The organism is Actinoallomurus soli (assembly GCF_024055715.1).
GTDB lineage: Bacteria > Actinomycetota > Actinomycetes > Streptosporangiales > Streptosporangiaceae > Actinoallomurus > Actinoallomurus soli.
Window position 1 is genome coordinate 359,277 of the sequence record NZ_JAMXMV010000001.1, and the last position, 12,037, is coordinate 371,313.

Here is a 12,037-nt window from a genome sequence, read left to right on the forward strand (position 1 = left end):
GGTCCGGGGACCGCCTCCGGCCGCCGCCCCTTCCGGGTCACCCGTCGAACGGCGGTCCCGCGGCGCACCCGACCGTCGCCTCTTCCTCGTTCCCGCCTGAGATCGCCGAGCGGAATTGTCGGTGGGTCCTCGTAACGTCTGGCGATGACGACGACACGAGGAGGAATTCGTGCTCATCGACTGCGACAAGTGTGAGCTACGCAACGTCGCCTGCGCCGACTGCGTCGTTCCCACCATGCCCGTGATTCCGGAGTCCGGCCTGGATCTCGGGCCGCTCGAGCGCCGCGCGCTGGGCATTCTCGCCGCGGAGGGCCTGATTCCTCCTCTGTGGATGACGATCTCCGTTGACCGCGCATCGTGACGAATCACGCGCACGCTGTTGCTTAAATGACGTGAATTGCTGCATTTCCCGGAGAAGCGGTTGTTACCAGCGTGAGACTTGACTAGTCTCACGCGCTGAGCCGGTCGCTGGTTCGTCGCCCCCCAGGCGACGGCGCCGGCTTCCGCCGAGTCGTCACGTTCGGTGAGGCCGCCCGAGGTTCGGGCCGTACGATCCTCACCGGCACGACGAGCCGGGGAACCAGGTTTCCGGGGTGAATCGGAGCAACGCATGCTCCGTAGGGCGCCTTCCACGCCCGAATCCGTCAGCTAACCCGGTAGGCGGACATTGGGAGAGGGGCGTGCCGCGAATCGTGGCAACACAGCGCAGTGCCGACGGTACGGCCGTCGGACGGCCGACGAGCGGCTGGATCAGCAGCCGGGTGTTGGCCACCCTGTGCGTCGCCGCCTCAGCGGCGCTGGCTCTGCCGGCCGGTACGGCCGACGCGAAGCCGAAGCAGACGCTGAGCCAGGCGAAGGCCAAGCTGGCCAAGCTGAACTCACAGGCCGACAAGCAGGACAACGAGTACAACAAGGCCAAGGAGCAGTGGGCTGCGGCCGACAAGAAAGTGAAGGCGCTGAACGCCTCGGTCAAGCAGCAGCGCCAGTCGTGGGCCTCGCTCCGCGTCCGCGTCGCGCAGATGGCCGCGTCCGCGTACAAGAACGGCTCGGACGGCACCGACATCCCCACGCTGCTCTCGGCCAAGGACCCCCAGACGGTGCTCGACCAGATGTCGGCCTTCACGGCGCTGTCGAAGAACCGCTCCACCGAGCTCACCCAGTTCCTCAACGTCTCCCAGCTGCTGCAGCGGCAGCAGGCGCAGGCCCAGCAGGCCGCCGGCGACCTGGCGCAGAAGAAGAAGGATCTCCTCGCCAAGAAGAAAGGCATCGAGAAGTCCGTCGAGCAGCAGAAGGCCCTGGTCAAGAAGCTGGGCCCGGCGGCGGACTCCGGCGGTGGCGGCGGTGACGACAGCGGTCCCGTGGCGAGCAACTGCAGCGGCGGCTACCACGGCTCGGCGACCGGCAAGGCGCGCGTCGTGCTCGAGTGGGCGTACAGCAAGTGCGGCATCCCCTACCTCTACGGCGGCACCGGCCCGCGGTACGACTGCTCCGGCTTGACGATGAAGGCCTACGCGGCGGCCGGGGTGAGCATCCCCCGCGTCGTCCCGGACCAGTACAACGCCACGAGCCGGGTGCAGCGAAGCAACCTGTCCCCAGGCGACCTCGTCTTCTTCGACGACCTCGGGCACGTCGGCATCTACGTCGGCGGCGGCAAGTTCATCCACTCGCCGCACACGGGCTCGTACGTCAAGATCGACAGTCTGAGCAACGTCTGGTACAGCTCGCACTACGTCGGCGCGGGCGCGCTCTAGGGACGGATCATCATGGCCAAGGAGCGTACGAACATGCCCAGGACCGGCCGTCGGTTCATGACGACCGTGGGGTTTCTCGCCGTCGCCGGGCTCGCCCTTCCCGCGCTGCCCGCGCACGCCGACCCCGGCGCCTCGCTGAGCGCGGCGAAGAAGCAGCTGGCGCAGCTGAACGACAAGGTCGACCAGCTGAGCAACCAGTACAACCAGACCAAGGCCGACTGGAAGGCCGCTCAGAGCCGGGTCAACGCGCTGAGCAAGTCGGTTCAGGCCGAGCGCAAGACGTTCCAGCAGCTACGGCTGCGGGTCGCGCAACTCGCCGCCGAGGCCTACAAGACCGGGGACAACGGCTCGATCCCGACGCTGGTCGGCTCCAACAACCCGGACGCCGTGCTCTCGCAGATGTCGGCGTTCACCGAGCTCGCGCACAACCGTACGGCCGAGTTCCAGCAGTACCTCGCCTCCGCGCAGCGGCTGGAGCGCGAGCAGGCGCTGCGCGTCCAGGCCGCCCAGCAGCTCGCGGCGAAGAAGAACCAGCTCGACACGCAGCGCAAGCAGGCCAACGCGGCCATCCAGAAGCAGCTCAAGCTGGTCCACAAGCTCGGCGCGGGTATCGATCCGGGCAGTTCCAAGGAGAACTGCTCGGTCCTGGCGTCGGGCAAGGCCGAGATCGTGCTGCAGTTCGCCTGCGCCCAGCTCGGCAAGCCGTACGTCTTCGGCGGCGCGGGCCCGAGCACCTGGGACTGCTCCGGCATCACGATGGTCGCCTACCGCAAGGTGGGCATCAAGCTCAACCACTGGGTGCCGGACCAGTGGGACGCCAGCCGCCGGGTCTCCAAGGCCGACCTGCAGCCCGGTGACCTGGTGTTCTTCCACGACCTGGGGCACGTCGGGTTCTACCTGGGCAACGGCAAGTTCCTGCACGCCCCGCACACCGGCGACGTCGTGAAGATCTCCAACCTCAGCGACTCCTGGTACGCCTCCACCTTCATGGGCGGCGGCCGGCTGCTCTGAGACCGGCCGGCACGGTCGCCACGCGACCGGACGACAACTGAACAAAGGACGCCGACAGGCCGGGGGGACGGACTCCCGGCCGGCGCATCGAGGCGCGGACCGGATCCGGTCGGCCTGTCGGCGTCAGACCTTTCGAATCTTCCGCACCGATGGTGCGGATCGCGGCGCACGCCATGTGCCGCTCGGCCGGGGGGCCTCCGTCAGCGGGGCGCGTAGTGGTGCGCGCCGCGTGGGCGTGCCGCTCCCGGTCTGTCAGAGATGCAGAGAAACGGTCATCACCGAAGTGGCCCGACCGGGCCGACGATGGCCGTGAGCGCCTAATCCGTGGGCACACGGAGCCGGGGAACCGAGCGCGCCTGACGGCGCGGGTCTTCACGGGGGTGAATCGGGGCGCCTGTTCTCCCACAGGTATGCCGTAGGGCGTCTTCCAGCCCGAACCCGACAGCTAACCCGGTAGGCGTAGTGGAAGGAGAGACCTCTGTCTCGCAACCCCTCGACCGCTTCGTCCCTGCGCCTCCGCCTCGCCGGAGGCATGGTCGCCGCGGGTGCGGTCCTCGCACCCGTCGCCCTGACGGCCACCGCCGCGCACGCCGCGACCCCCCAGACGGCCGTCACCGTCGCCAAGGCGCAGCCGAAGCACAAGTCCTGGAGCCAGCGGCACAAGGTCGGTCTGAAGGCGGTCGCCATCGCCCGCAAGCAGATCGGCAAGTGGTACCGCTACGGGGGCGCCGGGCCCAAGACGTTCGACTGCTCCGGTCTGGTGCAGTACTCCTACCGCAAGGCCGGTATCCGGCTGCCGCGTACCGCGGGCCAGCAGCACCGCCACATCAAGCGGCACGTGCGGTGGAAGAACCTCGCGGCGGGTGACCTGGTGTACTTCAACGGGAACCAGCACACCGGGATCATCTCCAAGGTCGTCGGCCACAAGATCTACATGATTCACGCGTCGCACACGGGCACGCGGATCAAGCAGGTCCGGATCGACAACAACAGTTACTACCGCCACGCGTTCTATGGCGCCGCCCGCCCCTACTGAGCCGGGCTGAACGCCGCGCCGGCGCCGTGATGGCACGCCATCCGGGGCCGAACCGGTTGATCATCGCCGGGGCCGTCCACACGGACGGCCCCGGCGTTCTCAGTTTCGCCCGCTACCATCACGCCCATGTCGTCGGCGGGCACCTGGCAGAGGCGGGTCGCCGCGCTGACCGGAGCGGCGATCGCGCTGCAACTGGTCACCGCGGTCGGCTACGCCACCCTGCACCGCGAGACGGGGCACGCGGCCGCGTCGCTGCGGAGCGCGACCACGGCGCCCGCCCCCACCCGGGCCGCGGTGGCGTCCCTCCTGCAGCGCCGCTCCCGCGCCGTCCTCACCCATGACCGCGCCGCCTTCCTCGCCACCGTCGACCCGTCGGCGCAGGCGTTCCGCGCCGGGCAGCAGACGCTGTTCGACAACCTGGCGAAGGCGCCCCTGGCGGCCTGGCGCGAGTCGCTCGCGGACACGCGTGCCGCCGCGGCCGCCGACGACGGCTGGACGGCGCGGCTGACCCTCACCTACCGGCTCCGCGGCTTCGACTCGAGAGACGTCGCCTACACGCAGTACCTCACCTTCGAGCGGCACGGGGACACCGGCTGGGTCGTGTCCGGCGACGGCTCTACGCACGGCCTGCGCGACGACCCGCAGATCTGGGACGGACCGGACCTGACCGTCATCAAAGGCCGGTACAGCCTGGTGCTCGCCGAAGGGAATTCGGGGGTCGGTGACGGCTCCCCGGCCGGCGACGGCTCGGCGACCGGGAACGGGACGGGAGCCGGGGACGGCACCGGAGCCGCCGGCGGCGCGGAGACGCGGACCGCCGACCTCCGCGACATCGCCCGCCGGCTCGACACGGGTGTCGGTCTCGTCTCCAAGGTCGTGGGCGACCACTGGTCACGGCGGGTCGTGGTGCTCGCGCCCGCGACGGAGCAGCAGGCCGAGGAGCTCGCCGGGGACGTCCGCAACCTCGGCGACATCGCCGCGCTCGCGACCGTCAGCGGCGGCGGCGGAGACCCGGACGGCGGCGCGGATCGCATCGTCATCAGCCCCACCGCGTTCGGCCGGCTGAACGGGCTCGGCCGGCACGTCGTGCTCACCCACGAGCTCGTCCACGTCGCGATGGGCGGCGCCCGCGACAGCCGCACTCCGATGTGGCTGGTCGAAGGGCTCGCGGACTACGTCGGCTACAAGGACTCCGGCGTCTCGACGCGCGCGGCGGGGCGCGAGCTGGCCGGTCTGATCTCCTCCGGCGGCCTGCCGTCGTCGCCGCCCGGCCGCGGCGCGTTCACCGGATCGGGCGAGCGTCTGTCCGCCGCGTACGAGGAGGCGTGGCTGGCCTGCCGGATGATCGCGGAACGCTACGGTGAGGGCAGGCTGGTGCGGCTCTACCGCACCGCCGAGGCCGAACCCGGCAGCGCCGGAGACCCGCGGATCGAGGACCGGGCCCTGCGCGCCGTCCTCGGCGTCGATTCGAGCCGGTTCGCCGCACAGTGGCGCGCCTACCTGCGAAAGGAGCTGACGTGACGGAGGCCGGGGGCCTGGAGGACGCCGGGCCGCCCCTGCGCGCGGAGGCCGAGCGCCGGCCCGCCACGCGGGTGGGGCCGCACGGGGCGTCCCGCCGCACCGCGGCCGTCGCCGCCGGGGTCCTGGGCGCGTCGCTGGTCGTCGTGATGGCGGTGGTGACCCCCTGGCACCCGCTGGCCGGAGGCCGGGGCGCCCCGGATCCGGCGCTGGACTTCACGCGGGATCAGCTCGCCCGCAGCGAGAGCTTCAGCGCCGCGCTGAACGGCCCCGCGTACGGCGGGCTGGTCGCCGGGCTGGTGGTGGTCCTCGTCCTCGGTCTGACGCCCTGGGGCGCCCGGCTCCTCGGCGCGGCCATCAGGTGGCGGTCCCCTTCGGAGACGAGGCCGCGGCTCTGGCGGCACGGCCTGCGGCTGCTCGCCGTCGCGGTGGTGCTGTCCGCGCTGACCCAGCTGGTCGCGCTGCCGTTCGGCGCGTGGTCGGAGTCGGTGCTGCGGCGGTACGGCCTGTCGACCCAAGGCTGGGGCTCGTGGCTCGGCGACCGGCTCACCGGATTCGGCGTGAGCCTGGTGATCTGGGTCGTCGCGCTGCTCGGCCTGCACCTGCTCATCCGCCGGTTCCCCCGTCACTGGTGGGCGGGCGCGGCCGTCGGCGGCTTCCTGCTGGTCACCGCGGTCTCATACGCCTACCCGGTGGTCGTGGAGCCGCTGTTCAACGACTTCACCTCGATGCCCGCCGGGCCGCTGCGCACCGACCTGCTCCGGATGGCGCGCGCGGACGGGGTGCCGGTGCGCGACGTCCTCGTCGCCGACGCGTCCAAGCGCACGACGGAGCTGAACGCCTACGTCTCGGGGTTCGGCTCGACCCGGCGGATCGTGGTGTACGACACGCTCCTCGCGTCGCAGTCGCCGCAGGAGGTCGAACTCGTCGTCGCGCACGAACTCGGCCACGCCAAGCGGAACGACGTGCTGACCGGCACCCTCGTCGGCGGGCTGGGGGTCGCGACCGGCGCCTGCGTCCTCTACCTGGTGATGACCTCGCCGCGCCTGCTGCGCCGGGCCGGGGTCCGGTCGGCGGCCGACCCGCGGTCGACCGCGCTGCTGCTCGCCGCCGTGACCGTCCTCGCCCAGGCTGCCGGGCCCGTGCAGAACCTCGTCAGCCGCCACATCGAGGCACGGGCCGACGCGCACTCCCTCGCGCTCACCCGGGACCCGGCGACGTTCATCGCGATGCAGCGGTCGCTCAGCCTCCGCAACCTCGACGACCTGTCCCCGGGGCCGTTCGCCTACGCGCTGTGGAACACCCACCCCTCCGGGCCGGAGCGCATCGCCATGGGGCGCGCGTGGGCCCGCCTGCACCACGTGCCGGTGCCCCCGGCGAGCGTACGCCCCTGACCGCGGTCGCGATCAGGGGCGTACCCGTGGTGCGGGCGGCGGCTACTGCGGGACCGGGCTGGCCTCGACGGTGCGGCGCGCGCCGAACGGCGATCCGACCGGCAGGGAGTACCGGCCGTCCATCCCGTTGACCACGCCGGCCGCCGAGGTGTACCAGGCGACCGCGGCGGTGAGGACGCCCACCCAGCCGCCGAACTTGATCGTGCCGCTGCTGTGAGAGAAGTTGCCGATGAACAGGATGATCTCGGTGAGCTCCAGGGTGAGGAACACCCCGAAGACCGCCGCCGTCACCTGCGTGCTCCACAGGAGCATGTACGTGTTGAAGATCGCGAAGGCGAGGAGGATCCAGCCGAGGTCGTTCTGGATCAGGTCCTCCGGGTTCGCCTTCGTGGCCGCCGCCGTCGCCGCGGCCGTGGGCGCGACCCACCGGACGTACAGCCCGAGGCCGATCCAGAACCCGCCGTACGTCGCGAACGCGGTCGCGCCGAAGACGTTGCGGTTGCGGAACTCCCACATGCCGGCCAGCAGCTGGACCAGGCCGCCGTACGCGAACGCGTATCCGAGCCAGGCGTCCGTGCCGTCGGTCCACCCGGCGTTCTTTGCGGAGAGAAGGAAGGTGGTCAGTGCGAACGCCGCCAGCCCGAGCGGGGCGGGATCGGCTATCGCGGAGACCGGAGTCGGGGGTCGGGGGCTTTCGGTCATGGGTGGCTCCTCCTCGTCGTGAAGCTCACCGCCGTACCTCGTCAGGTCCGCTTCGCATGCTTCGCAGGCCGGGCGGGGGCCGGGCGGCCAGGACGCGCGTAACCACATTAACTCCCTGTTTCGCTCTGGTCACGGGGCCGCGTAAGAGTGATCGTGAAACACGCGCGATCCTGCGTAAGAGGGATCACGGAACACGTGCGATCCTGGCAGCGATGAGGAAGACGCTCGTCGTGACCAACGACTTCCCGCCCAGGCCGGGCGGCATCCAGGCGTTCGTGCACAACCTGGCGGTCCGCCGGCCGCCGGGCTCCCTCGTCGTGTACGCCCCCGCGTGGGAGGGCGCCGCCGAGTTCGACGCCGCGCAGCCGTTCCCGGTGGTCCGGCACCCCAGGCCGCTCATGCTCCCGGTCCCGCCGGTGCTCCGGCGTGCCACCGAGATCGTCCGCGCGGAGGGCTGTGACTCGGTGGTCTTCGGCGCGGCGGCGCCGCTCGGGCTGCTGGCGCCGCGGCTGCGGCGGGCCGGCGTCGAGCGGTTCGTCGGGATCACGCACGGCCACGAGGCGGGCTGGGCGGCACTGCCCGGGTCGCGGCGGCTGCTGCGCCGCATCGGGGACGAGGTCGACGTGCTCACCTACCTGGGGGAGTACACCCGCAGCCGGATGGCCCGCGCGCTGTCGCCCGCGGCGGTGGCGCGGATGCGGCGGCTGGCCCCCGGCGTCGACGAGACGGTGTTCCATCCCGGAGCCGGGGGAGAGGAGATCCGGGCCCGGCACGGCCTGGCGGACCGCCCGGTCGTCGTCTGCGTCTCCCGCCTGGTCCCCCGGAAGGGACAGGACGCGCTGATCCGCGCCTGGCCGCGGGTGCGGCGCGTCGTCCCGGACGCCGTCCTCCTGATCGTCGGCGGCGGCCCGTACCGCCCGGTGCTCGAACGGCTCCGCGCCGACCTGGGCGTCGCCGACGCCGTGCGCCTGACCGGCACGGTCCCCTGGGAGGAGTTGCCGGCGCACTACGACGCCGGCGACGTGTTCGCCATGCCCTGCCGGACCCGCCGTCGCGGCCTCGACGTCGAGGGACTGGGCATCGTGTACCTCGAGGCGTCCGCCACCGGTCTTCCGGTGGTGGCGGGGGCCTCCGGCGGCGCCCCCGACGCCGTCCTCGACGGCGAGACCGGCGTCGTGGTCGACGGCGACTCGGTCGACGCGGTCGCCGACGCGGTGATCGGCCTGCTGCGCGACCCGTCCGCGGCTCAGGCGATGGGCAAGCGCGGGCGCTCGTGGGTCGAGCGCGAGTGGCGCTGGGAGGTCCAGGCCGCCCGCTTCGCCGCCCTCCTGGGCCCCTGATCCGGCCGCGCGCGAACGCCGATCAGCAGTACGAGCGCGGACGCGGCTCGGCAGCCGCAGAACGCGCGCGGCCTCGGGTCAGCAGCCGCAGAACGCGCTCGCCACGGGCGCGGTGAGGGGATCGGCGGGCGTGCCGACGCGCCCGGTCGCGGTCTCCACGGTGAACCCCTCGCGCACCCAGTACTCGTAGCCGCCGATCATCTCCTTCACCCGGTAGCCCAGCCGTGCGAAGGCCAGCGCGGCCCGGGTGGCGCCGTTGCACCCGGGACCCCAGCAGTAGGTGACGACGGCCGTCCCGGGAGGGATCAGGGCGGGAGCCCGCTCGGCGATCAGCGCGGTCGGCAGGTGCAGGGCGCCGGGAAGGTGGCCCTGATCCCACGCCTCGGCGCCGCGGGAGTCGACGACGACCAGGCCGGGAACGCCGGCCTCCAGGTCGGCGTGGACGTCGGACACGTCGGTCTCGAAGGCCAGGCGGGCGGCGAAGTGGCGGGCGGCCTCCTCGGGGGAGGCGGGCGCGGTGCTGAGAACACTGGACATACCGCTGATCGTGGCCGACGGCGCCTCCGGCCGGACAGCGGCGTGAACGTCACCTACCGCTGGGATTCCGCCATGCGTCGAGGCCCGGTTACGAGGACGCTCGTGTGGTCGGATTCGCCGGTCCCGTCACCCACCGCTCGCACTTCGCGCGGGTGATGCGCACGTCACCGTCCGCGTACCGCCGGGCCTTCACCACCGAGTCTTGACCGGGACCTGTCGATTGCGGCCGGAAACTGGCTGCTCTGCTCCCTAGCGTTGGCGACAACGGATCTTCACCGACCACGGAGGAATCGATCATGACGAGTGGCGACACCGCCACCCTCACCGGCGAGCGCGCGGACCTGCTGGCGGGACTGCGCAAGGCCCGGCACTTCCTGCGGTTCACCGTCCGGGACCTGACCGACGAGCAGGCCGCCCGCCGTACCACGGTCAGCGAACTGTGCCTCGGCGGCCTGATCAAGCACGTCACCGTGGTCGAGCGCCGGTGGACGGGCTTCATCCTCGACGGGCCCGCCGCCATGGAGGACGACGCCGACTGGGAGGCCCTTTTCCGCATGGAGGAGGGGGAGACCCTCGCCGGGCTGCTCGACGCCTACGAGGAGACGGCACGGCGTACGGACGAGCTGCTCGCGACGCTGCCCGACCTCGACGCCTCCCAGCCGCTCCCCGACAGGCCGTGGTTCGCGCCGGGCGCTCACTGGTCGGCGCGCCAGGTCCTGCTGCACCTGATCAGCGAGACCGCGCAGCACTCCGGCCACGCCGACATCATCCGCGAGGCCCTCGACGGCGCCAAGACCATGGGCTGATCCGCGGCGAAAGGACGACCGCCGCCCCGGAGACCCGGGGCGGCGGTCGCCCGTGACGCGTACGGGGCGGTCAGCGGCGGGCGGTCAGGGTGAGCGCCGCGCCCGCGGCGAGCAGGGCCGCGAGGACGTACGCCAGCGTGGGCAGGCCGTGCGCGCTCAGCGCCCCGGCGACCTGCGGGCCGACGCTGGCCCCGACGAACAGGATGAAGGTGAACAGGGAGACCGCAGTGCCCCGCGCGGCGCCGGCGCGGCCGCCGATGGTCTCGATCAGGGCCGGGGCCGTGAGGCCGATGCCGGCGACGAAGACGTTCAGCAGGATCGCCAACCCGAGGGTGCCCGGGTGGGCCAGTCCGATCAGCGCGGCCGACAGGACGGACAGCGTGAGCGCTCCGGTGGCGCGCCGCGCGCCGGGGACGCGCTGCAGGGCGGGCGTCACGAAGGGGATCGCGAGGATCGCGGGCAGCGCCGCCGCCCGCAGCGTGAGCAGGGCCGCGGCCCCGCCCGCCGCGCCGGTGAGGGCGAGACCGGTGTAGAGGGCGACGAACGACCCGAGGACGACCGGGGTCGCCAGGTACAGCGGAACCAGCCGGCGGTCGGCCAGGAGGCCCGGCATGGCGCGGTACGCGTCCAGCGGAGAGGCCGCCGCGCCGGGACCGCCGGGCAGCATCACCCGCCGCAGCGCGGCGGCGACGAGGGCGAAGGCCACCGCGAACACGGCGAACACCGCACGCCAGCCGGCCACCGTCGCGATGCCCTGCGCGGCGAGCTGGCCGAACACCGCGGAGGCGAGGAACGCGCCGATCACAGCGGACAGCAGGGTCGGGCGGTGCCGTGGCTCGGCGCGCTCGGCGATGTAGGTGAACGCGACGGGGGCGAACGCGGCGGTGGTGACGCCCTGCAGGACCCTCAGGGCGATCGCCGCGCCGAGTCCGGGGGCCAGGGCCACCAGGGCGGTCGTCACCGCGGTGGCGGAGATGCCCGTCACGATGGTCCGGCGCCGGCCGAACCGGCCCGACAGCGGGCCGAACACCAGGAACCCGGCCGCGTACCCGAAGCCGAACGCACTGGCCATCCACGTCAGCGCGGAGGCCGGCGCGTGCCACTCCCGGCCCATCGCGCCCAGCAGGGGGATCACGCCGTACAACTGGCCGGTGGCCAGCAGGGCCGTCGCCACGAACGTCACCAGGGTCGCCGCGAAGGGCGCGTGCGCGGGCTTCGCTTCCGTGGCGGAGACCGCCGGTGCACGGCCGGAGAAGATCATCGTCGTCATGGCCGGGACAGTAGCCAACCAACTGGTTGGGTGTCAACCAACTAGTTGGATTGAGATTCGGGTAAGCTCGTCCCATGCCGAGAGACACCGCCGCCGCCACGAAGGAAGCCCTGCTCAGCGCCGCGCGGGAGGAGTTCGCCGCACACGGGATCGCCGGGGCGCGGGTCGACCGCATCGCCGAGCGCGCAGGCGTCAACAAGGAGCGCATCTACGGCCACTTCGGCAACAAGGAGAAGCTGTTCGACGCCGTCATGAGCCAGGTGCTCGACGAGGTCATCGAGATGGTGTCGCGGGACTTCGGCGATCCGGGCGAGTACGTGGCCCGGATGTACGACTACCACCGGGCGCATCCCGACCTGCTGCGCCTGATGCTGTGGGAGGCCCTGCAGTACGGCGACCAGCGCGACTACGACGACGGCCGGCGCGCCCACTACCGCACGAAGATGGAGAGCCTCGCGAGCGGCCTCGGCGCCGAGCCGTCGGTCGACGTCGGGCGCACCCTCGTGACCCTGTGCGGTCTGGCCGGCTGGTCGAACGCCGTGCCGCAGATCGCCCGGCTCGTCCTGGGGCCGGACGCCGACGACCAGGACGCGATGCGCGCCCACCTCATCGACTTCGCCCGCTCGGCCGTCGGCCGTACGACGCCGGCCTGACCATCCCCCCGCGCGACCC

12 protein-coding genes and 2 riboswitches are annotated in these 12,037 nt (G+C 72.3%); of the genes, 9 read left to right on the forward strand and 3 right to left on the reverse strand.

Going from position 1 to position 12,037, the window contains the following annotated elements; all coding sequences use genetic code 11:
* Nucleotides 1-169 precede the first annotated feature (169 nt).
* From NDW01_RS01670 to NDW01_RS01695, 6 genes are all read left to right on the forward strand, one after another.
* Nucleotides 170-361, forward strand: coding sequence for a hypothetical protein (locus NDW01_RS01670; RefSeq protein ID WP_252815868.1), 192 nt, complete (start codon nt 170-172; stop codon nt 359-361).
* 186 nt (nt 362-547) lie between these two features.
* Nucleotides 548-679: riboswitch (cyclic di-AMP (ydaO/yuaA leader) on the forward strand.
* 1 nt (nt 680) lies between these two features.
* Nucleotides 681-1,751 carry a C40 family peptidase gene (locus NDW01_RS43660; RefSeq protein WP_252815869.1) on the forward strand — a complete coding sequence of 357 codons (1,071 nt, stop codon included), beginning with the start codon at nt 681-683 and terminating at the stop codon, nt 1,749-1,751.
* Nucleotides 1,752-1,784: 33 nt separating this feature from the next.
* The gene (locus NDW01_RS01680) at nt 1,785-2,762 is read left to right on the forward strand and encodes a C40 family peptidase (protein ID WP_252815870.1); all 978 of its coding nucleotides are present in this window, start codon (nt 1,785-1,787) and stop codon (nt 2,760-2,762) included.
* Nucleotides 2,763-3,066: 304 nt separating this feature from the next.
* Nucleotides 3,067-3,237: riboswitch (cyclic di-AMP (ydaO/yuaA leader) on the forward strand.
* Between the two features lie 57 nt (nt 3,238-3,294).
* A complete protein-coding gene (locus tag NDW01_RS01685; RefSeq protein WP_252815871.1) occupies nt 3,295-3,798 on the forward strand; it encodes a C40 family peptidase in 504 nt (167 codons plus the stop codon).
* 126 nt (nt 3,799-3,924) lie between these two features.
* Nucleotides 3,925-5,319 (forward strand): hypothetical protein, encoded by a 1,395-nt coding sequence (locus tag NDW01_RS01690; RefSeq protein ID WP_252815873.1) that lies wholly within the window; start codon nt 3,925-3,927, stop codon nt 5,317-5,319.
* The gene (locus NDW01_RS01695) at nt 5,316-6,710 is read left to right on the forward strand and encodes a M48 family metallopeptidase (RefSeq protein ID WP_252815876.1); all 1,395 of its coding nucleotides are present in this window, start codon (nt 5,316-5,318) and stop codon (nt 6,708-6,710) included. The genes NDW01_RS01690 and NDW01_RS01695 overlap by 4 nt, the downstream gene beginning before the upstream one ends.
* Nucleotides 6,711-6,752: 42 nt before the next feature.
* On the opposite strand, the gene NDW01_RS01700 is transcribed toward NDW01_RS01695, so the two are convergent.
* The gene (locus NDW01_RS01700; protein ID WP_252815879.1) at nt 6,753-7,412 is read right to left on the reverse strand and encodes an acetate uptake transporter; all 660 of its coding nucleotides are present in this window, start codon (nt 7,410-7,412) and stop codon (nt 6,753-6,755) included.
* 212 nt (nt 7,413-7,624) lie between these two features.
* Here NDW01_RS01700 and NDW01_RS01705 point away from each other — a divergent pair, with 212 nt between their 5' ends.
* On the forward strand, nt 7,625-8,752 hold the full coding sequence (locus NDW01_RS01705) for a glycosyltransferase family 4 protein (protein WP_252815883.1): 1,128 nt from the start codon (nt 7,625-7,627) through the stop codon (nt 8,750-8,752).
* Between the two features lie 78 nt (nt 8,753-8,830).
* Here NDW01_RS01705 and NDW01_RS01710 read toward each other — a convergent pair whose 3' ends face one another.
* On the reverse strand, nt 8,831-9,289 hold the full coding sequence (locus NDW01_RS01710; protein ID WP_252815888.1) for a rhodanese-like domain-containing protein: 459 nt from the start codon (nt 9,287-9,289) through the stop codon (nt 8,831-8,833).
* Nucleotides 9,290-9,585: 296 nt separating this feature from the next.
* Between NDW01_RS01710 and NDW01_RS01715 the strand changes: the two genes are divergently transcribed.
* Nucleotides 9,586-10,095, forward strand: coding sequence for a DinB family protein (locus NDW01_RS01715; protein ID WP_252815890.1), 510 nt, complete (start codon nt 9,586-9,588; stop codon nt 10,093-10,095).
* A 70-nt stretch (nt 10,096-10,165) separates the two neighbouring features.
* Here the strand turns inward: NDW01_RS01715 and NDW01_RS01720 are convergent, their stop codons facing one another.
* Complete coding sequence (locus tag NDW01_RS01720) at nt 10,166-11,365, reverse strand: MFS transporter (RefSeq protein WP_252815892.1); 1,200 nt, start codon at nt 11,363-11,365, stop codon at nt 10,166-10,168.
* A 74-nt stretch (nt 11,366-11,439) separates the two neighbouring features.
* Here NDW01_RS01720 and NDW01_RS01725 point away from each other — a divergent pair, with 74 nt between their 5' ends.
* Nucleotides 11,440-12,018, forward strand: coding sequence for a TetR/AcrR family transcriptional regulator (locus tag NDW01_RS01725; RefSeq protein ID WP_252815894.1), 579 nt, complete (start codon nt 11,440-11,442; stop codon nt 12,016-12,018).
* The last annotated feature ends 19 nt before the right edge of the window (nt 12,019-12,037 follow it).